A 21,353-nucleotide genomic window follows, 5' to 3' on the forward strand; every position below is an offset into this window, starting at 1 on the left:
GAATCATATTTCCATCATCACAACATGCAATTGGATAGCTATGCTGCGATGCGGCATCATGCACTTGTCTCCTCTACTTCCTCACAGGAATTAGATTCAGCCCGCTCCCGCAGCGGGCTTTTTTTTGCCTGCGCCCCGCCGCGTTCGAGCCTGGTCTCACATGAATATTAATAATGGATGCATGAAGTTTCACCATTATTTTTCATGGATGAAAGCCTCTATGATGTCTCCATACTTCACCAGGAGGCACTACCGCCATGACCGTCACGACACATAATCTGGGCTACCCGCGCATCGGCGCCAAACGCGAACTGAAGTTCGCACTGGAAGACTACTGGAAAGGCAACAGCACGCTGGCCGCGCTGGAAGGCCGGGGCGCCGAACTGCGCCAGCGCCACTGGCAAGACCAGAACGGGCTGGACCTGGCGCCCGTGGGCGACTTTTCCTTCTATGACCAGGTGCTGGACCTGAGCTTTACCTTGGGTAATTTGCCGCAGCGCGTGCGCCACCTGACTGGCGCAGCGCTCGACAACTATTTCCGCGTGGCCCGTGGCCGCTCGGCCAGCGACAGCGATTGCAGCTGTATTCACGCCGGCGAAATGACGAAATGGTTCGACACCAATTATCACTACATCGTGCCGGAATTTGCGGCCGACATGCAGTTCAAGCTCGACAGCAGCCGCCTGTTGCAGCAACTGGCGCAGGCGCGCCAGCTCGGTGTAAAAGCCAAGCCTGTGCTGATCGGCCCTGTCACCTATTTGTGGCTGGGCAAGGCCAAGGACGACTCCGACAAGCTGGCGCTGCTGCAAGGCTTGCTGCCCGTCTATGTGCAACTGTTGCAGGAACTGGCCGCCCAGGGCGTGGAGTGGGTGCAGATCGACGAACCGGTACTCGTCACGGAACTGGACAGCGCCTGGCAGCAGGCGCTGGTCACGGCCTACGCTGCCTTGAGCAAGGTCAACAACGTCAAACTGCTGCTGGCCACGTATTTCGGCAGGCTGCAAGATAACCTGGCACTGGCGGGCAAGCTGCCCGTGCAAGGCTTGCACCTGGATGCCGTCAACGCCCGCGAGGAAGTGGCGCAAGTGATCGCGCAATTGCCTGCCACCAGCGTGCTGTCGCTGGGTGTGGTGAATGGCCGCAATATCTGGAAGACGGATTTGACGGAAGTGCTGGCATGGCTGGAACCCGTGCACGCCAGCCTGCAGTCGCGCCTGTGGATCGCGCCGTCGTGCTCCCTGCTGCATGTGCCCGTCGACCTGGACAGTGAGCAACAGCTGGATACGGATATCCGGTCGTGGCTGGCCTTCGCCCGTCAAAAGCTCGATGAAGTGCGCACCCTGGCCGGCGCGCTGAATAATGGACGCGCCTCCGTGCAAGCGGCGCTGGACGCCAATCATGCGGCCGTGCAAGCGCGCCGCCAGTCGCCGCGCGTGCACAATCAGGAAGTGAAGGCGGCCGTGGCCCGCAGCAACGCAAGCCTGGGCCAGCGCGCCGGCAGCTATGCCGTGCGTGCCGCCAAGCAAGCCGCGCTGCTGCAACTGCCGCTGTATCCGACGACGACCATCGGCTCATTTCCGCAGACGGCGGAAATCCGCCAGGCCCGCAGCCAGTTCCGCAGCGGCCAGCTGGATGCAGTCGGCTATAAAAAACTGATGCAGGCGGAAATCGCGCATTGCGTCAAGGAACAGGAAACCCTGGGCCTGGACGTCTTTGTGCACGGCGAAGCGGAACGCAACGACATGGTGGAGTATTTCGGCGAACAGCTCGACGGCTACGCCTTCAGCCAGTTCGGCTGGGTGCAATCGTACGGTTCGCGCTGCGTCAAGCCGCCCATCCTGTTCGGCGACATCAGCCGCCCGCGCGCCATGACGGTCGAGTGGAGCACCTACGCCCAGTCGCTCACGGACAAACCGATGAAGGGCATGCTGACGGGGCCCGTCACCATCCTGAACTGGTCTTTCGTACGCGACGACCAGCCCCGTTCCGTGTCGTGCCACCAGCTGGCGCTGGCCATGCGCGCCGAGGTGCGGGACCTGGAACAGGCCGGCATCCGCGTGATCCAGATCGACGAAGCGGCATTGCGCGAAGGTTTGCCACTGCGTAAAGCCCAGTGGGCCGAGTACCTGCGCTGGGCCGTGGAATCGTTCCGTATCACGGCCAATGGCGTGGCCGACGAGACGCAGATCCACACGCACATGTGCTATTCGGAATTCAATGACATCATCGCGCAGATCGCCGACATGGATGCGGACGTCATCACGATTGAAACGTCGCGCTCCGACATGGAGTTGCTGGATGCCTTCGATGACTTTAACTATCCGAACGCAATCGGCCCTGGCGTCTACGACATCCACTCGCCGAATATTCCTGGCCAGGAACAGATGGTCAAACTGATGCGCAAGGCGGCCGAGCGCATTCCCGCCCAGCGCCTATGGGTCAACCCCGATTGCGGCTTGAAGACGCGCGGCTGGAAAGAGGTGATCCCCGCGCTGGCCAACATGGTGGCGGCAGCGAAAACCTTGCGCGGAGACAACGTGGCATAAGGACCGCAGGGGCAGGGGAGGCCGTTATGCCTGAGATATAGAACAATCGTATTTCTGTCATCACAACATACAATTGGATAATGATGCTGCAATGCGGCATCATGCATCTGTCTCCTCTACTTCCTCACAGGAATTAGATTCAGCCCGCTTCCATAGCGGGCTTTTTTTTGCCCGCGTCATGCATGATGCGTGTGGGCTACAGCACATTCGCCGCCACGGCGGAACTGTAGTTGCGCGCCAGCGTCGCGATGATGGCGGCCATTGCCTGCGGGTTGTCCGTGGCGCCGAAATGCGCGGCATACAGGCGCTTGGCCGCTTCGACTTGCGCATTCGTCAGTTTCACGGCGTAGGCCATGCGCACGGTTTCAGAATTGTTCAGCGTCATTTTTCACCTTGAAGGCAGGAACTCCGGTTGGATCTCGTGTCCCTTGCTCGCGCAAAGGATTGCAACTAAAATAATTGCATTTGCAATCGTATAGGCAATGTCTGCCTTGCGCAAGCGATACAGAAACAGGAGCCGCCATGCAGTCACCCGATTTATTTCCCCATTCTCCACTGCCAGGCGGCGAAACGGGCCGTGCCGCCCATGCCTGCATGGCCGCGCTGGCGCCGGCGTCGGGCTTGCCACTGGTACATGCTTCGCCGCGCCGCGCGCTGGGCGCCATGGCGGGCAGCCTGAAGCAGGGCGGCGCCGTGGTGGCGCGGATGCGCAAGGTGGGCACGCACGCGCCGCCGTTCTCGGACGGCGACGCCTGGGAAGTGGGAGCGTCCGCAGGTGCCTGGGCTGTCCGCTACCGGCATGGCGCGACGCAGGCGGAAAAGCCGCTGCTCTACCTGTGCAGCCCCGCCTCGCTGCCGGCCTTGCGCGCGGTGCTGGCCGAGTCGGGTGAGCGTGGCATCGTCTGTAATGATGCGGAAACGCAAGCCTCGCACTGGCCGAAAGGCGTGCCCCCCGCGCTGCCCGCCTGGCTGGCCGCGCAGCACAATTGCATGCCGTTCGACCCGGCGACGGGCGAGGAAGTGCGCGCCATCCTGCGCTCGGCACTGGCAACGCTGTACCTGGAACAGCAGCCTGGCTATTACTACCTGGCCACACATGATGAAGATGAAGATGCGGTGGCGGCGCCCTTGTCGGCTGCCGATGCGGCAGCGGCCAGCCTGGGCATGTACCGCGTGTCGCCGCCGGGCCCTGCACCAGGCCGGGTGCGTCTGTGCGGGGCGGGGAAGATGCTGGCCGTCGTTGCCGATGCCGCCCGCCTGCTGAAGGAGGACTGGGATATTGCCACGCAAGTCTGGAGTTGCCCCAGCTATACGCGCCTGGCGCGCGATGCGCAGGCGGCGGAACAGTGGAACCTGCTCCACCCGCGCGCCACGCCAAGGTTGGCCCATGTGCGGCGTTGCCTCGATGACAGTGCCGCGCCCGTCATCGCCGTCACCGGCTATGGGCAGCATATCGCGAGCCAGATCGGCGGCTGCGTGCGCGGGCGCTTCATCGCCGTCGGTGCCGATACCCGGATGGAAACGAGTGCGCCATGGCTAGCCGTCACCGCGCTGAAAGCCCTGGCCGACGATGGCGCGCTGCCGGTGCAGTTCGTCGATTACGCGCTGCGGCGCTACGCCTTGCTCTGAACCTTGCTCTGGCCTGCGCCGCGGGCCGCCTCGGCGGCGCGTGCGAGGGCGGCGCTGAAGTCCTGCTGCTCGCCGCTGTCAAATTGCGCCAGGAACAGGTCGGCCACCGTGGCCTGGTACACGGCCCACATTTGCTTGCGCAGGATCTTTCCATCTTCCGTGATGGAGACAAAGGCGGCGCGTCCGTCTTCCATCGAGCGCGTGCGCGTCACCAGCCCGTCCGTTTCCAGCTTGTCCACCAGGCGCGTGAGGTTGTAGCGCTCGATGGCCAGCGCATCGGCCAGTTCATGCATGCGGCGCGAACCGTCCGGGCCGCTTTCGAGTCCCCACAGCACGTCATACCACGCATACACGGGCAGCTTGGCCGCCGCCAGACGGCGTTCGATCTCGCGGATCATCAAACGGTGCGTGCGCACGAATGAAAACCACAGGTCGGGCGCGGTTGCGGACTTGCTTGCAGGCTCAGTTGCAGACATCGGTATTCCTCCAGATCGATCACAGTTGCAAATGCAATTATAGCGCGATACAATGGCCGGCATAACGATTGCAAATGCAATGATTGCAATGGCAATCGATCATGACGATGAATGCCACCCCCAGGAGACTGCCATGACCCCATCCCTCGCTGTACCCGATATCGATCCGCAGGAAACCAAAGAATGGCTGGAGGCGATGCAAGCCGTCGTCGCCGTGGAAGGGCGTCCGCGCGCCCACTACCTGCTTGACCAGCTCGTCGATCATGACGCCGCGCAGCATGGCGGCATGCCCGGCCGCGTCACCACCGCCTACACCAACAGCATCGCCACGGCGCGCCAGCCCGCTTATCCGGGCGACCTGGCCATCGAGCGCCGCCTGAATGCCTACATCCGCTGGAACGCCATGGTGATGGTGCTGCGCGCTGCCAGGCACTCGAACGTGGGCGGCCACATCGCCACCTACCAGTCGGCGGCCGTGCTGTACGACGTCGGCTTCAGCCATTTCTTCCGCGGCCATACGGACCAGTTTGCCGGTGACCTGGTCTACATCCAGGGCCATTCCGCGCCCGGCATCTATGGCCGCGCCTATCTGGAAGGCCGCATCACGGAAGCGCAGCTGGACAATTACCGCCGCGAAGCGGGCCGCGAGGGCTTGTCGTCGTATCCGCATCCCCGTTTGATGCCGGATTTCTGGCAATTCCCCACGGTATCGATGGGACTGGGGCCGCTGACGGCCGCCTACCAGGCCCGTTTCATGCGGTACCTCGAGTACCGCGGCTTGAAGGAGCACCAGGGGCGCAAGGTGTGGGCTTTCCTCGGCGATGGCGAGATGGACCAGCCAGAGTCCCTGGCGGCCATTTCCCTGGGCGGCCGCGAGCGCCTGGATAACCTGATCTTTGTCGTCAACTGCAACTTGCAGCGCCTGGATGGCCCCGTGCGCGGCAACAGCAAGGTCATCCAGGAACTGGAAGGCACCTTCCGCGCGGCGGGCTGGCATGTCATCAAGGTCATCTGGGGCGGCGGCTGGGATGCTTTATTGCAGAGCGACACGAGCGGCTTGTTACGTCAGCGCATGATGGAATGCGTGGACGGCGATTACCAGACCTTCAAGTCGCAGAATGGCGCGTATGTGCGCGAGCATTTCTTTGGCAAGTATCCGGAACTGCTGGCGCTGGTGGCGCACATGACGGATGACGAAATCTGGCAGCTGACGCGCGGCGGACACGATCCCGAAAAAGTCCACGCGGCCTACGCGGAAGCCATGCGCACGACTGGCCGGCCCACCGTGATCCTGGCCAAGACCGTCAAGGGCTTCGGCATGGGCGAGGCGGGCGAAGGACAGAATATCAACCATCAGCTGAAAAAGATGAGCGCCGACGCCGTGCGCGCGTTCCGCGACCGCTTCGCCTTGCCCGTCAGCGATGCGCAGCTGGAAGACATGCCCTATCTGAAACCGGCGCCGGACAGCGAGGAGGCGCGCTATTTCGCCGCGCGCCGGGCACAGCTGGGCGGTTACATCCCGGCCCGCATCAGCAAGATGGCGCCCCTGCCCATACCGCCGCTGTCCGCGTTCGCCACCCAGCTCAAGGATAGCGGCGAGCGGGGCGCGTCCACCACCATGGCCTTCGTGCGCATCCTCGGCACCCTGCTGAAAGACCCTGCCCTGGGCAAGATCATCGTGCCCATCGTGCCCGACGAATCGCGCACCTTCGGCATGGAAGGCCTGTTCCGCCAGATCGGCATCCATTCCTACCTGGGCCAGCTGTACACGCCGCAGGATGCGGGCCAGCTCAGCTATTACAAGGAAGCCAAGGATGGGCAGATATTGCAGGAAGGCATCAACGAATCGGGTGCGATTTCCTCCTGGATCGCCGCCGGCACGTCCTACAGCAACCATGGCCTGGCCACCATCCCGTTCTACATCTTCTATTCGATGTTCGGCTTGCAGCGCGTGGGCGACCTGGCCTGGGCGGCGGCCGATGCCCGCACGCGCGGCTTCTTGCTGGGCGCCACGTCGGGACGCACGACACTGATGGGGGAGGGACTCCAGCACGACGATGGCCACAGCCACGTGCTGTCGTCCGTGATTCCCAACTGTATTTCCTACGATCCCACCTATGCCTACGAGCTGGCCGTGATCATCCACGACGGCATGCGCCGCATGTTTGCCGAGCAAGAGGATATTTTCTATTACATCACCTTGCTCAACGAAAACTATCCGCACCCGGCCATGCCGGAAGGGGCCGAGGCGGGCATCCTGCAGGGGCTGTATCTGCTGCAGGAAAGCCCGGCAGTACCCACGGCAACCACGCCGCGCGTGCAGCTGATGGGCAGCGGTTCCATCCTGCGCGAAGTGCTGGCCGCCAGCGTGCTGCTGCAGCAGGATTTCGGTGTGGCCGCCGACGTGTGGAGCGCCACCAGCCTGACGCAAGTGCGGCGCGACGGCCTGGCCGTGCAGCGCTGGAACATGCTGCATCCGGACAGCGCGCCCCGCGTGCCATATATCGCGCAATGCCTGGCCGGCCGGCAAGGCCCGCTGGTGATCGCCACCGATTACATGAAGATCGTGGCGGACCAGGTGCGCCCCTTCGTGCACGACCGGCGCTTCGTTGCCCTGGGCACGGATGGCTTCGGCCGCTCCGATACGCGCGAATCCTTGCGCAGCTTCTTTGAGGTGGACCGCCATTTCATCGTGCTGGCCGCCCTGACGGCGCTGGCTGACGGGGGCCAGCTGCCGCGCAACAAGATTGGCGTAGCCATCGCCAAATACGGCATCGACGTGGAAAAACTTGATCCCGCGTCCGTGTAACTTTTCGAGGAGTAATCATGAAACTGTATTACGCAACGGGCACGTGTTCCCTGTCGCCGCACATCGTGGCCGTCGAGGCGGGCATCGCGCTGGAACTGGAAAGAGTCGATATTCGCAAGATTCCACGCGTCACGGAAACGGGCGCCGACTACGCGCAAGTGAATCCGAACCTGTACGTGCCGGCGCTGGTGCTGGACGATGGCACCGTCTTGCTGGAGGGTACGGCCATCGTGCAATATCTGGCCGATCTGTCGCCGGACAGCGGCCTGGCGCCGCCGCCGGGTTCCCTGGCACGCGTGCAGCTGCAATCGTGGCTGGGGTTTATTGCCACCGAGCTGCACAAGGTGTTCAGCCCCTGGCTGTTTCACCCGGAATACGGCACGCAGGCGCAGGACGTGGCCCGCTCGCGCCTGGCCGCACGCCTCGATTACGTCGAGCGGCAACTGGCGGCCGGCGGGCCGTATCTGCTGGGCGAGCGTTATTCCATCGCGGATGCCTATCTGTACACCATCCTCGGCTGGTCGGCGCATACGCAGGTGGATCTGTCGGCCTTCCCGCAAGTCAGGCGCTTGATCGAGCGCGTCGGTGAGCGTCCCGCCGTGCGCCAGGCGCTGCGCGAGGAGGAGGGCAGATATTGATAAATCATATTTCCATCATCACAACATGCAATTGGAATGATATGCTGCGATGCGGCATCATTCACCTGTCTCCTCTACTTCCTCACAGGAATTAGATTCAGCCCGCTTCCATAGCGGGCTTTTTTTTGCCCGTTTTTCAGGTACAAACCCGCGCACGCTTGCTTGTCATCATCGCCATCGTGTTGCTTTTGTGCATGCTAAACTGGGCCTTCCCCAGACCAAGGTTGCCTGATGCTTCAATTATTTCGCCACACGCTGGAGTCCACGCCCATTCTCGCCCTGTTTCTCGTCATCGGCGCCGGTTATGCGCTGGGGCGCATCAGCGTGTTCGGCTTTTCTCTGGGCGTGGGCGGCGTGCTGTTCGCGGGGCTGGCGCTGGGCGCGTTTGCTCCCGGCTCCGTGCCGCCGCCGATGGTCGGCTCCATCGGCCTGCTGCTGTTCCTGTATGGCATAGGCGTGCAGTATGGCGTGCAGTTTTTCGCCGGCTTGCGCGGTGCGGGGCAGAAACACAATCTGATCGCTTTTATTGCCGTCATGGGCGGCCTGGCCGTGTCTGTCTGGGGCGGGCAGTGGATTGACATTTCTCTGCGCATGGCCAGCGGCGTGTTTGCCGGCGCCATGACCAGCACGGCTGCCTTGCAGGCGGCGCTGGAAGCGTCGCACGGCAATGGCGACGCGGCCGTCGGCTATGCCGTCGCGTACCCGTTCGGCGTCGTCGGCCCCATGCTGGGCCTGTACCTAGCGGGGCGCATATTAAAACCCGTGCTGACGCCGCCGCCGGCGCCCATCGTCGTGTCGGAAATTACCATTGATGCAGCAACATTGGCGGGCGCGGCCCTGTCCGAACTGGCCGATGGTCCCCTGGCGGGCGTGCAAGTGATCGGCGTGCGCCAGGGCCACCAGAACCGCTTGCCCGATCCGGGCCTCGTGCTCGGCGTGGGCGACGCGCTGATGGTGTCGGGCACGGTGGCGGGCGTGGAAGCGGCGCGCACGGCGCTGGGCCACCTGGACCCGGGCCGGCTGATGAAGGACCGCAGCGCGTTCGACGGCACGGAAGTGTTCGTGTCGGACGCGGAAATCGTCGGCGTGCCCCTGGGCGAATTGAACCTGGCGAAAGACTTCCCCCTGCAGATTGCGTTCATACGCCGCGGCGACGCCATGATCCTGCCGCATCCCTTCCTGACACTGGAATTCGGCGACAGGGTGATGGCCATTGCGCCGGCGAAACATGCGGCCGATGTGCGCAAGCTGTTCGGCAATTCCATCACGGCCACGGCCGAGTTCAGCTATGTCTCTCTGGGCATGGGCATGGTGCTGGGCGTGCTGCTGGGCCTGGTACCGATCCCCTTGCCGTGGATCGGTTCGTTCAGCCTGGGCCTGGCCGGCGGGCCGCTGGTGATGGCGCTGATCCTGGGCCGCCTGGGCAGGGTGGGCCGGATCAGCTGGCGCTTGCCGCTGTCGGCCAACCTGGTGATGCGCAACTATGGCTTGACGATTTTCCTCGCTTCCGTCGGCATGGCGTCCGGCTTGCCCTTCGTGCAGCAGGTGGGCGCCGACGGCTTGCCCATGCTGGCGCTGGGCGCCGTGACGGTGCTGGTGGTGGTGGCCCTTGTCGTGATCCTGGGCAAGGTCTTCCTGCGCCTGCCGTTTCCCGAATTGCTGGGTATCGCGGCCGGCGCCACGGGCAACCCGGCCGTGCTGGTGTTCGCCAACCGCCTGGCCAAGTCGGACCGTCCGAACCTCGGTTACGCGATGATTTTCCCCAGCATGACCATCGTCAAGATCGTTGCCGTGCAGGTGCTGCTGCATCTGTACGGCTGATTGCGGCCACAGTCAGTCTCTTGCAGGGCCAGGCTGCTTGTCGGCGTCAACCAAGCGGATGCCAAAAGACAGCAGCAAGGCGGCAGCGGCGCATCCTGCGGCAAGCCACAGGTTGGCTGAGAGGCCCAGCCTGTCCACGGCCTGGCCGCCGGTCCACGCCCCGAGCGCAATGCCGATATTGAAGACACCGACATACAGCGCGGCGACGATCTCCACGGTCCCGGGCGCCGCCTTCATCATCAAGGTCATCAGTCCGACCGATACGCCACCGTAGGCCAGTCCCCAGGCCAGCAACACCACGCCGCCGCCGATGCCGGAGTCGCCGATAGCCAGGAACAGCAGCGGCGTGAGCAGCAGGCCGCCCGAGATGGCGACGATGGTAGTCGCCGTGCGCCGCGCCGCCACGACACCGGCCAGGAAGTTTCCAATGATGCCCGCGCAGCCATAGGCAAACAGCAGCGCGCCCAGCCATTGCGTATCAAATCCCGACATGGACAGCAGTAGCGGGCGCACGAAGGTAAAGGCCATGAAATGGCTGGTCACCAGCAACAGGGTCAGAAACAGCCCCGCTTGCAACTGCCTGTTGCGCAGCTGTTTGCCGAATTGGCGCAAGGTCGCCACACCGGCAGCCGGCAGTGCGGGAATGACGGCCAGATGCAGCGCCAGTACCAGGCTGCTGAACAGCGCCATGGCGCCGAAGGCCCAGCGCCATCCTGCAACGTCGCCGATTTGTGCGCCTAGCGGCACGCCCAGTACGGAAGCGGCCGCCACGCCACCGAAGATGATCGACGTTGCCAGGCCGGTCGAGCGCGCAGGAACCAGGCGGGAAGCGAGGCCGCCGGCGATGGCCCAGATGCCGCCCATGCAAAACCCGACGAGAACACGGGCAGCCAGCATCCACACCATGTTCTGCGCCAGGGCCGAGGCAATGTTCGCGATCACCAATAGTGTCAGCAAACCACAGAGAATATTGCGCCTGTCCAGGCTGCCCGATGCGACCACGACCAGCGGCGCGAACATGGCCGCCAGCAATGCTGGCAGCGAGATCATCAGGCCGGCGGTTCCCGTGGAGGTGCCCAGGGTGTCAGCAATCGGCGTCAACAGGCCGACCGGGAGCATTTCCGTCGTCACGACCGAAAAGGTGGCCATGCCGACAGCGCAGACCGCCAGCCAAGGGTGGCGGACACGGGGTTGTGCGGCAGCGCAGGCAGACGTACTCATGGTTCATATCCTTCATGTGATCATTCGATAAACGGCGCATGCCCTGCTTGCAATGGAGATACGTCGCAGTGATAATACATACAGTGCGTATGAATAGTATATATTCATACGCACTGTATGTAAACGATCATGCGCTACGTATGCAAGGAGGAAGCAATGGTTCGCCGCACCCGTGTGGAAATGGAAGAAACCCGAGCATCGTTGCTGGCCACGGCCCGCAAAGTGTTCAGCGAGCGCGGTTATGCCGACACGTCAATGGACGACCTTACCGCGCAGGCCGGCCTGACGCGTGGGGCCCTGTATCATCACTTCGGCGACAAGAAGGGCTTGCTGCTGGCGGTGGTCGAACAGATCGACGCGGAAATGGATGGCCGCCTGCAAGCCATCTCCGACAGCGCCGAAGACTTGTGGGAAGGCTTTCGCAGCCGCTGCCGTGCTTATCTGGAGATGGCCCTGGAACCGGAAATTCAGCGCATCGTCTTACGCGATGCGAGGGCGGTCCTCGGTGGCGCTTCACCGGACTCGCAGCGCCATTGCCTCGAGTCGATGCAAAAGCTTATCCAGCAGCTGATTCACCGAGGCATCGTGGCCGACGCTTGCCCAGAAGCACTGGCTTCGCTGATCTACGGCAGTCTGGCAGAAGCGGCGTTCTGGATCGCAGAAGGTGAGGAAGGCAATGTGCGCCTGATAAAAGGAGTGGCGGCATTGGAATTGCTGTTACGGGGGATGTTGCTTGACAAGTAATCGCGTCAAGTGGCCATCACGCCAGAAGCGGACACGTCTGGAGACGTGGAGGGCGATATTGAGCAGGGTTGGACTTATATAGACATGGAGGAAAAATATGCAAGTCAAGCGTATCGTTGCAAATTTCCCGGCGTCGGATCCGGGCCTGGCGCGGACGTTTTACCAGGACGTGCTGGGTCTGAGCCTGTTGATGGACCACGGCTGGATCATGACGTATGGTTCGCAAAGCGAGATGAGCGTGCAAGTGAGCTTCGCGACGGAAGGCGGCTCGAATACCGCTGTGCCCGACCTTTCCATTGAAGTCGATGACGTGGATGCCGCATTGGCACGCATGCGTGGAGCAGGGTTTCCCATTGAATATGGTCCTGCCGATGAACCTTGGGGTGTCAGGCGGTTTTTCGTGCGCGACCCTTTCGGCAAGCTCATTAATATCCTGTCGCACACCTAGACGCGGTCCCAAGGCCAGCAGTCAGCCAATTCCACCCGCTTCCCTTGCGCGCCAGCCTTGTAAAAGGCCTGGCGCGCCTCCCAATCTGTTGTACAATCCTTGAGAACGGTCGTGCTTTTTTGTGCGCTGAGCTTCCTTGCGTGCAGTCATCACGGCAACCGATAAGAACAAGGAGACAGACATGGACCTGCATTACACGGCCGAGGAGAGCGCCTTCCGCGACACGGTGCGCGCCTTCCTCGACACCCATTTGCCGGCGGACTTGCAGCGCAAGGTGCGCCAGCATCTGCGCCTGAACCGCGACGATTACGTGCGCTGGCACAAGATTGTCGCGCAACAAGGCTGGGCCGCGCCGGCCTGGCCCGTCGAACATGGCGGCACGGGTTGGACGTCCGTGCAGCGCCACATCTGGGAAGACGAGTGCGCGCGCGCCGCCACGCCGCCGATCCTGCCGTTCGGCATCAACATGGTGGCGCCCGTCATCATGGCCTTCGCCAACGCCGAGCAAAAAGCCTACTATCTGCCGCGCATCCTGAACTGCGACGACTGGTGGTGCCAGGGTTATTCGGAACCGGGCGCCGGGTCCGACCTCGCTTCCCTGAAAACCACGGCCCAGCGCGACGGCGACCACTACATCGTGAATGGCCAGAAAACCTGGACGACGCTGGGCCAGCACGCGGACATGATCTTTTGCCTGGTGCGCACGGATAGCACGGTGCGCAAGCAGGAAGGCATCAGTTTCCTGCTGATCGACATGAAAACGCCGGGCATCACCGTGCGCCCCATCATCATGCTCGATGAAGAACATGAAGTGAACGAAGTCTTCTTCGATAACGTGCGCGTGCCCGTCAGCAACCTGGTCGGCCAGGAAAACAAGGGCTGGACCTACGCCAAGTATCTGCTGGGGCACGAGCGCACGGGCATCGCCGCCGTGGGCCGCTCCAAGCGCGAGCTGACTTTCCTCAAGCAGCTGGCCATGCAGCAGAGCAAGCGCGGCGCCCCGCTGCTGCACGATCCCGCCTTTGCGGCCAAGGTGGCTACCCTGGAAATCGAATTGATGGCGCTGGAAATGACGGTCTTGCGCGTCATCAGCGAAGAAGGCAAGGGACCGGGACCGCAGGCATCGATGCTGAAGGTGCGCGGTTCGGAACTGCAGCAACAACTGACGGAACTGATGGTCGAAGCCATCGGCCCGCAAGCCTTGCCGTTCGACCCGGCATTCCTTGACGGCAGCGCGCCGCACGGCGCTGGCGGCGACGACCTGGCCGCGCCGCTGGCCGCGTACTACTTCAATTACCGCAAGACATCGATCTATGGCGGCTCGAATGAAATCCAGAAAAACATCATCACGCAGATGATCCTGGGCCTGTAAGCCAGAAGGAGACGACATGGACTTTCATTTTAATCAGGAACAGCAGCAATTTGCCGACGCGCTCAGGCGCTGGGTCGACAAGGATTACCGCTTTGAAACGCGGCAAAAGATCATCCATTCCGCCACGGGCACGTCCGATGCCGCCTGGGCCACCTTGGCCGAGCTGGGCATGACGGCCTTGCCGCTGCCGGCCGGCGCGGGCGGCTTCGACGGCACGGCCGTCGACATGCTGCTGGTGATGCAGGAACTGGGCCGCAGCCTGGTGGTCGAGCCCTACCTGGCCACCGTGCTGGGTGCGCGCTTTTTGACCCTGGCCGGTGGCCACGATGCCGTGCTGGAGCAGGTTGCCAGCGGCAGCCTGAAACTGGCTTGCGCGCTGGGCGAACGGCAGTCGCGCCACGATATGCATGATATCGCCACCACGGCAACCGCCAGCGGCGACGGCTTCGTGCTCGACGGCGAGAAAAGCGTCGTCATCCATGGCGCACAGGCCGGCGCGCTGATCGTCTCGGCGCGCAGCAGTGGCAGCCAGATGGACACGGATGGCATTTCGCTGTTCCTCGTGCCCGCCGACGCGCCGGGCGTTTCCGTGCGCGACTACCGCACCATCGACGGCCAGCGGGCCGCCACCGTCACCCTCGTGCAAGTGGTGCTGGGCCACGCGGCCCTGATCGGCCAGGCGGGGCAGGGCTGGGCCGTGCTGGACGCGGCCGTGGATTACGGCGCCGCCCTGCTGTGCGCGGAAGCCGTGGGCGCCATGGACGCCATCTTCGCCGCCACCCTGGACTACCTGAAGACGCGCCAGCAGTTCGGCGCGCCGATCGGCAAGTTCCAGGCCTTGCAGCACCGCATGGCCGACATGTTCATCCATCTGGAGCAGGCCCGTTCGATGGCCATGCTGGCTGCCGCCAAGGTCGACAGCGAGGATGCGTCCGAGCGGCGACGCACGGTCTCGGCCGCCAAGGCGCGGATAGGGCTGGCCGCCACCTTTGTCGGCCAGCAAGCCGTGCAATTGCATGGCGGCATGGGCGTCACGGACGAATTGCCCGCCGCCCACCATTTCAAGCGCCTCTCCATGATCGCCCTGACCCTGGGCGACGTGGAGCACCATATCGAGCGCTTTATCGCCCAGCCGGGCTTCTTGCCGACGGAGACCGCATGACCGCATCGACTGCTATCGCACCGAAACACTGGTATTTCGAAGATTTTACGCAAGGCCTGGAAATCGACCTGGGCCAGCGCCATGTGACGGAAAAAGAAATCATCGCCTTCGCCACGGATTTCGATCCGCAGCCGTTTCACGTCGACCATGCGGCCGCCGAAAAGACCATCTTCAAGGGCGTCATCGCCAGCGGCTGGCACACCTGCGGCATGATGATGCGCCTGGTGGTGGATAACCTGCTCAAGCATTCGTCCAGCATGGGTTCGCCCGGCCTGGACAGCATCCGCTGGCTCAAACCCGTGCGCGCCGGCGACACCCTGCAGCTGACCTACCAGGTCAAGGAAGTGCGTCCATCCACGTCGAAGCCGGACCGCGGCATCGTCATTTCCGTGTGGAGCGTGCGCAACCAGCATGGCGAAGTGGTGACCACCGTCGAAGGCATGGGCATGTTCGGCCGCCGTCCCGCAGGAGAAAATCATGCGTGATATCGCCGGCATCGCCGGTTTCCAGGCATTGGCGGGGCAGCACGTGGCCGTTTCCGACTGGCTGACCATCACCCAGCAGCGCATCGACACCTTTGCCGACGCCACGGACGACCACCAGTGGATCCACGTCGATGTGGAGCGCTGTGGGCGCGAGTCGCCGTACGGCTGCACCGTGGCGCACGGCTTCCTGACCTTATCCCTGCTGCCGGCCATGCTGGCTGGCGCCTTGCACATGGCCGGCATCCGCATGGCCATCAACTATGGCCTGAATAAGGTGCGCTTTCCCGCTCCCGTGCCCGTGAACAGCCGCCTGCGCGCGCGGCTCGACATCCTCTCCGTCGACGACTTGCCGGAAGGGGCGCAAGTAAACTGGGCCGTCACCATGGAGCGGGAAGGCGACACGAAACCCGTGTGCGTGGCGGAGTTTTTGATGCGCTGCTATCCCTGATCACTCCCCCTCCGACGCGCAATACCTGTCCCGTCCCGTATGCTTGGCGCGGTACAGCAGGGCGTCGGCGGCGCGGATCAGGGCGCTGGGATCCATGCCTTCCGTGGGCATGACGCTGGCCATGCCCAGGCTGACGGTGACGTGCGGGCCGACGCCTGATCTGGCGTGGGGGATTTGCAGCGCGCGCACTTCGTCGAGGATGCGCTGTGCCACCACTTCGGCCCCGTCGCGCGTTTCCTGCGGCAGCAGGATGATGAATTCCTCGCCGCCGTAGCGCGCCAGCAGGTCGGGCGGGCGCACGGCGCAGCGGCGCAGGGCGGCGCTCACCTGCTGCAGGCACAGGTCGCCCGCCTGGTGGCCATACGTATCGTTGTAATCCTTGAAGTGGTCGATATCGGCCATGATGATGGCCATCGGCACGCCGTCGCGCGCGCAGCGCCGCCATTCGCTGTCCATCGTGTCGTTGAAGCTGCGCCGGTTGGCCACGCCTGTCAGCGAGTCCGTCAGCGACAGTTCGCGCATGGCGTCGGCCTGCCGCTTGATGGTCAGCTGGCTGCGCACGCGGGCACGCACGACGGCCGCGTTGAACGGTTTCGTGATGAAATCGACGGCGCCCGCTTCCAGCGCCCGCGTCTCGTCTTCGGGCTGGTTCAGGGCCGTGACGAAGATGACGGGAATGGCGCTCAGGAGCGCCGATTCGCGCAGCGCGCTGCAGACGGCATAACCGTCCATGCCGGGCATGACGGCGTCGAGCAGGATCAGATCCGGCTGTTGATTATGCGCAATTTCCAGCGCCTTTTCACCGCTCAGGGCGAACAGCACGTCGTGTTCCTCGCGCAGCAGCTGGTGCAGGATCTGGATGTTTTCCATGGCGTCATCGACGATGAGGATGCGCCCGTTCATGGCAAGGTTGGTCCAGCTCACTTGTTTTCCTCTCGTTTCAGCTGATCGAGCACGAGTTTTTCCGCCTCGGCAAAATTCAGCGTTTCAATCGCATGTGCCATCGCCAGTGCCGCTTCCCGGTCTGACTGTTGTATGGCGGGGTGCAGGGCGTGGAATTGCGCCAGCGCTTTCAGGTTGTTGTTGCGGATCAAGACCAGCAGCTCGGCCAGGCCGGCGTGCAGGTCGAGCGGCCCACTGCCGGGCGCGGCCGCTGCCGGCTGGCTGCGCCGCAGGGGCGAGGGCAGGGTGCGCGCCGCTTCGATGACTTCGGCCATCGCCTGTTCCAGGCGGCCCAGCAAGGCTGCCGTGGCGTGCGATCGCCCCGTTTTCAGCGTTTTTTCCGTCTCGGCGGCCAGGCTGGCGATCTGCGTGGCGCCCAGGTTGGCCGCCACGCCGCAGACGCGGTGCAGCAGTTGCGCCGCCTGCGGCGCCTGGCCGGCGGCCAGCAGGCGCCGGGTTTCCTCGACGGCGTCGCCTTGCGAATTTTCAAAGCGCTTGAGCAGGGCCAGGAAGGCGCCGTAGTCGCCGCCGAAGCGGTGCAGGGCCGCTGCCAGGTCGATGCCGGGCACCGCGGCCGGCAGGTCCAGCGTCTGCGTGGCGGCATTGCCTGCCTGGGCGGCGCCGTCGCCGCTGCTCAGGGGCGCGCGCACCAGCCGGGTCAGGGTCTGGATCATTTCGTCGACATCGATGGGCTTGGCCACATGCGCGTTCATGCCGCTGGCGATGGCGCGCAGACGGTCTTCGTCCATGGCATTGGCCGTCATGGCGATGATGGGCAAGTCCGGCAAGCCCAGGGCGCGGATGGCCAGGGTGGCGTCGTAGCCATTCATGACGGGCATCTGCAAATCCATCAGCACCACGTCCCAGGCGTCCGGCGTGCTGGTGAGCAAGTCGACGGCCAGCCGGCCGTTGGCGGCCACGGCCACGCGCGCGCCCGAGTGCAGCAAAATGTACTGCGCCACTTCCTGGTTGATTTCATTGTCTTCCACCAGCAGCACGCGCATGCCTGTGAGCAAACCCGACAAGGGCGTGGACACGGGCAGCGCGGAAGGCGAGCTGCGGCCTTCGCGCACGGCCGTCACGGCCGCCAGCAGGCGCGCCGGGGTGGCCGGTTTCGAGACGATGCCGGCCAGCATCAGGCTGTCGGCCAGGCGTTCGAGGTTTTCGCTATCCTGGTCGGCCACCAGCATGATCACGGGCGGCAGCGCCATGAGCGCATCGGCGCGCGCCTCGGTGAGCATGGAAATGCCATCCATGCCGGGCATGGCCGCGTCGAGCAACACAAGATCGTGCGCCGGCCCGCCGCTGGCGTGGGCGCGCAGCAGCGCCAGGCCGGCCGCGCCGCTGTCGGCGCTGCGGCTGCGCCAGCCCTGCGCCGTGCACCAGTCTTCCAGCATGGCGCGCACGCTGGCGTTGTCGTCGATGATCAGCAGCGACAGGGCCTTGGGCACGCCCTTGCCGGGCGGCTCGGGCGGTGGCGCCACCTTGTCGAAGCGGCAGCTGAAGCGGAAGTCGGAGCCCTTGCCCAGCGCGCTTGTCACGCTGAGGGTGCCTCCCATCAATTCCACCATGCGCCGGCAGATGGCCAGCCCCAGTCCCGTGCCGCCGTATTTGCGGCTGGTGCCGCTGTCGCCCTGGGAAAACGCGTCGAAGATGCGTTCCTGTTCGGCCGCGCCGATGCCGATGCCCGTGTCGCGCACGGAAAACTCGAGGGTGGCGCTGGCAGCATCCTCGGCCACCTTGCCGATGGCCAGCACCACTTCGCCATGCGAGGTGAACTTGACGGCGTTGCCCACCAGGTTGATGAGGATCTGTTCCACGCGCAGGGCGTCGCCGATCAGTTCGTCCGGCACGCCGGGGGCGAGCACGAAGACGGGTTCCACGCCGCGCGCCCAGGCGCTGCTGGCCAGCAAGACGCCTACGCTGTCGAGCATGCGTTCGAGCTGGAAACGGCGCTGTTCCAGCACCATCTGCCCCGCCTCGATCTTGGAAAAATCGAGCACGTCGTTGACGATATTGAGCAGCGATTGCGTGGCCATCTGGATCTTGCCGACATAGCTGCGCTCGCGCCGTTCCAGCGGCGACTCTTCCAGCAGCCGCGCCAGGCCGATGATGGCGTTCATCGGCGTGCGGATTTCATGGCTCATGTTGGCGACGAATTCGCTCTTCGCGATGCTGGCCGCCTCGGCCTTGTCGCGCGCGCGCACCATCTGTTCATTGAGTTCGTGCAGGCGCAATTCCGTGCGCTTGAGTTCGGAGACGTCCGAGGCCAGCACGAAGAAGCCCCGCACGCGGCCGCTGTCGTCGAAATCGGGGATGTAATTGGTCCACGTGTGGCACACCTGGCCGCCGGGATCGAGCAAGTCGCGCTCGAAGCTTTGCGGCCGGCCCGCCAGCACGCCCTCGACGTGGGGCGCATACACGTCGAACAGTTCCTGCCCCAGCAATTCGCTCATGTGGATGCCGGCCAGCTCGGCGCTGCTGCGGCCAAACCATTCGTTGTAGAATTTATTTGCAAATAGGCAGCGCAAATCGGCGCCCCAGTACGACACCATGCCGGGCAGGTTGTCGGTGACGGTGCGGATGAAGCGCTCGTTCTGTTCCAGGCGCCAGGTGGCGGCGTGCAGCACCTCGGTGGCGCGCTTGCGTTCCGTGATATCGATCGACACCCCCAGCACATGGCTGGCGCGCCCGGCATCGTCGCGCAAGACTACCTTGCGCGTGGTGAAGTGGCGCGTCGTGCCATCGGCCGTATTGATCGCTTCCTGTTCGATTTCCACCATCTGCCCCGTGGCCAGCAGCTTGCGGTCGGCGCTGACGAAGGCGGACGCCTGCTGCGGCGGGAAGAAATCGTGGTCCGTCTTGCCCAGCAATTGCTCGCGCGAGCGTCCCAACGTCAGCTCCGCGTGGCGGTTGATCATTTCAAAGCTCAGCTTGTCGGCGCGCTTGACGAAGACCATGGCCGGGATGTTTTCGATGATGGTGCCAAACAGGTGTTTTGAACGGCGAAATTCCGCTTCGCTGCGCTTGCGCTCGGTAATGTCCAGCCACAGGCCCGATACGCCCAGCAACTGCTGTTCCGGGCCGAAAATCGGGTGATACGAGACGATCCAGTGACTCAGCTGTTCGCGCTGCTGGCCGCTATGGCCTTTCAATTCGATGTCGACAATGGGCTGTCCCGTCTCCAGCACCTGGCGCACGCAACGTTCCACCTCCGCGCGCACGGCGTCGTCGAACAGCATGGCGCCCACGGGACGGCCCAGGTGCTGCGCCACGCTGACGCCGTTGATGGCGGCCAGGTAGTGGTTGATCATGACGATGCGCAAGTCCAGGTCCACGAACAGCATGCCGATCGGCGCCGTCGCGTACACGGTTTCCAGCAGCCGCGTGGATTTTTCCAGGGCCAGCGTGCGTTCGGCCACCAAGCTTTCCAGTTGCGTGCGGTGGCGTCGCAGGTCGCGCTCCAGCGTGCCCAGGGCGCTGGCCATGTCGGCCGATTCGCGGTCCGTGTGCTTGTTCGAAAGCAAGGGTTTGCCTTGCGCCAGCGCGTGGATCTGCTGCGTCAGTTCCTGCAGGGTGCGGGCCAGGCGGCCGCCCACGCGCCAGGCCAGGGCAAAGCCGGCGGCCAGCAGCAGCGCCAGGATGACGGATCCCGTGACTACCGAGCGCAGCAGCGCTTCTGCCACCGTGCTGGTGCGCATGGTGACGGCCACCGTCCAGGCGGCGTCCGGGGCGCGGCGAAAGCCCGTATACACATCGATGCCTTCCAGGGTGGCATGGCGCAGCACGCCTTCGCGCGCCTGGCTTATCTGTTCCAGCAGGGGCGCCGCAGTGCGCTGGCCCACATAGCGCTGCGGCGCCAGGGTGCGCGCCACGTTGATGCCATCGGCATTGATGATGGCCGCGCCCAGGTAGGCTGGCAGGTGCAGCTCGCGCAGCAGCACGGACAGGTAGTCGGGCGGGTACAGGGCTGTCAGCACGTAGGCGCTTCCCTGCTTGCGCGGCAGCGGCAGATTCAGGGCCAGCTGCGGCATGCTGTCCGGCGTCTTTGCCAGGCTGGTCAGCCGCGGCTTGCCGTAGTCGCGCGTGCGCTCCATGCTGGCGGCCCATTTTTGCGGCAAGGGTGGCGGCGCCTGGCTGGCGGGCAGGGCTGTATTGATCAGCTGGCGGCCCTTGGCGTCGGAGACGATGAAGCCGCTGACGGCCATGCCCGGCTGCAGCAGGCTAGCGGCCATGGCCCGCAGGGCGTCGATGTCGCCGGCTTGCAGGGCGGGCGAATCGGCCAGGATGCGCGCGGCCATCTGGGCGCCGTTCAGGTCGCGTTCGACGGCTGCCGCGACAGCCCGCGCCGCCTGCGCCGTTTCGCTGACGACATGGTCGCGTTCACGCGTGTAGCTTTGCGCCACGAGCAGCAGAAATACCAGCGCCGTCGGAATGACCCAGGCGAGCACCAGCCATGAAATTCTTGAGCGTATCGAAGGCAAATCTTGCACCCGGAAAGCTCCCAGAATGGATGAATCGACAGGCAGGCTCACGCTGGCGCTGGCTGACGTTGAATGAAAAGATGCTAGACGAAATTGATTGTTCTGACAAGCCTAGTTTCCGGCATGGA

Annotated in this window: 16 protein-coding genes; 11 read left to right on the forward strand and 5 right to left on the reverse strand. The window is 64.0% G+C overall.

What is annotated here, in order from left to right:
• Positions 1-257: 257 nt before the first annotated feature.
• The gene (metE, locus tag JAB1_RS23230; RefSeq protein WP_070281968.1) at positions 258-2,546 is read left to right on the forward strand and encodes a 5-methyltetrahydropteroyltriglutamate--homocysteine S-methyltransferase; all 2,289 of its coding nucleotides are present in this window, start codon (positions 258-260) and stop codon (positions 2,544-2,546) included.
• Positions 2,547-2,742: 196 nt separating this feature from the next.
• On the opposite strand, the gene JAB1_RS23235 is transcribed toward metE, so the two are convergent.
• The gene (locus JAB1_RS23235; protein WP_070281969.1) at positions 2,743-2,931 is read right to left on the reverse strand and encodes a hypothetical protein; all 189 of its coding nucleotides are present in this window, start codon (positions 2,929-2,931) and stop codon (positions 2,743-2,745) included.
• A 137-nt stretch (positions 2,932-3,068) separates the two neighbouring features.
• Between JAB1_RS23235 and JAB1_RS23240 the strand changes: the two genes are divergently transcribed.
• Positions 3,069-4,175, forward strand: coding sequence for a hypothetical protein (locus JAB1_RS23240; protein ID WP_070281970.1), 1,107 nt, complete (start codon positions 3,069-3,071; stop codon positions 4,173-4,175).
• On the opposite strand, the gene JAB1_RS23245 is transcribed toward JAB1_RS23240, so the two are convergent.
• Positions 4,160-4,651: a MarR family transcriptional regulator gene (locus tag JAB1_RS23245; RefSeq protein WP_034781061.1), complete on the reverse strand. Its 492-nt coding sequence runs from the start codon at positions 4,649-4,651 to the stop codon at positions 4,160-4,162. The genes JAB1_RS23240 and JAB1_RS23245 overlap by 16 nt on opposite strands.
• Before the next feature lie 133 nt (positions 4,652-4,784).
• Here JAB1_RS23245 and aceE point away from each other — a divergent pair, with 133 nt between their 5' ends.
• From aceE to JAB1_RS23260, 3 genes are all read left to right on the forward strand, one after another.
• Entirely contained in the window at positions 4,785-7,460 is a 2,676-nt protein-coding gene (gene aceE, locus JAB1_RS23250) for a pyruvate dehydrogenase (acetyl-transferring), homodimeric type (RefSeq protein ID WP_070281971.1), read from the forward strand.
• A gap of 17 nt (positions 7,461-7,477) precedes the next feature.
• Positions 7,478-8,098 carry a glutathione transferase GstA gene (gene gstA / locus JAB1_RS23255; protein ID WP_034781063.1) on the forward strand — a complete coding sequence of 207 codons (621 nt, stop codon included), beginning with the start codon at positions 7,478-7,480 and terminating at the stop codon, positions 8,096-8,098.
• Between the two features lie 231 nt (positions 8,099-8,329).
• The gene (locus tag JAB1_RS23260; protein ID WP_070281972.1) at positions 8,330-9,919 is read left to right on the forward strand and encodes a TrkA C-terminal domain-containing protein; all 1,590 of its coding nucleotides are present in this window, start codon (positions 8,330-8,332) and stop codon (positions 9,917-9,919) included.
• Positions 9,920-9,931: 12 nt separating this feature from the next.
• Here the strand turns inward: JAB1_RS23260 and JAB1_RS23265 are convergent, their stop codons facing one another.
• Positions 9,932-11,068, reverse strand: coding sequence for an MFS transporter (locus JAB1_RS23265; RefSeq protein WP_254672234.1), 1,137 nt, complete (start codon positions 11,066-11,068; stop codon positions 9,932-9,934).
• A 228-nt stretch (positions 11,069-11,296) separates the two neighbouring features.
• On the opposite strand from JAB1_RS23265, the gene JAB1_RS23270 reads away from it, so the two are divergent.
• From JAB1_RS23270 to JAB1_RS23295, 6 genes are all read left to right on the forward strand, one after another.
• A complete protein-coding gene (locus JAB1_RS23270; RefSeq protein WP_070281974.1) occupies positions 11,297-11,884 on the forward strand; it encodes a TetR/AcrR family transcriptional regulator in 588 nt (195 codons plus the stop codon).
• Between the two features lie 97 nt (positions 11,885-11,981).
• Complete coding sequence (locus JAB1_RS23275; RefSeq protein WP_034781067.1) at positions 11,982-12,332, forward strand: VOC family protein; 351 nt, start codon at positions 11,982-11,984, stop codon at positions 12,330-12,332.
• 181 nt (positions 12,333-12,513) lie between these two features.
• On the forward strand, positions 12,514-13,704 hold the full coding sequence (locus JAB1_RS23280) for an acyl-CoA dehydrogenase family protein (protein WP_070281975.1): 1,191 nt from the start codon (positions 12,514-12,516) through the stop codon (positions 13,702-13,704).
• A 16-nt stretch (positions 13,705-13,720) separates the two neighbouring features.
• On the forward strand, positions 13,721-14,866 hold the full coding sequence (locus tag JAB1_RS23285; RefSeq protein WP_034781069.1) for an acyl-CoA dehydrogenase family protein: 1,146 nt from the start codon (positions 13,721-13,723) through the stop codon (positions 14,864-14,866).
• Positions 14,863-15,351: a MaoC family dehydratase gene (locus tag JAB1_RS23290; RefSeq protein ID WP_034781070.1), complete on the forward strand. Its 489-nt coding sequence runs from the start codon at positions 14,863-14,865 to the stop codon at positions 15,349-15,351. Before JAB1_RS23285 ends, JAB1_RS23290 begins: the two co-directional genes overlap by 4 nt.
• Positions 15,344-15,799 (forward strand): MaoC family dehydratase, encoded by a 456-nt coding sequence (locus JAB1_RS23295; protein WP_070281976.1) that lies wholly within the window; start codon positions 15,344-15,346, stop codon positions 15,797-15,799. Before JAB1_RS23290 ends, JAB1_RS23295 begins: the two co-directional genes overlap by 8 nt.
• Here JAB1_RS23295 and JAB1_RS23300 read toward each other — a convergent pair whose 3' ends face one another.
• Together JAB1_RS23300 and JAB1_RS23305 are read right to left on the reverse strand one after the other, a co-directional pair.
• Entirely contained in the window at positions 15,800-16,723 is a 924-nt protein-coding gene (locus JAB1_RS23300; protein WP_034781074.1) for a diguanylate cyclase, read from the reverse strand.
• Entirely contained in the window at positions 16,720-21,192 is a 4,473-nt protein-coding gene (locus JAB1_RS23305; RefSeq protein WP_083299906.1) for a PAS domain-containing protein, read from the reverse strand. Before JAB1_RS23305 ends, JAB1_RS23300 begins: the two co-directional genes overlap by 4 nt.
• Positions 21,193-21,353: the final 161 nt, after the last annotated feature.

Source organism: Janthinobacterium sp. MP5059B (assembly GCF_001758645.1).
GTDB lineage: Bacteria > Pseudomonadota > Gammaproteobacteria > Burkholderiales > Burkholderiaceae_D > Janthinobacterium > Janthinobacterium lividum.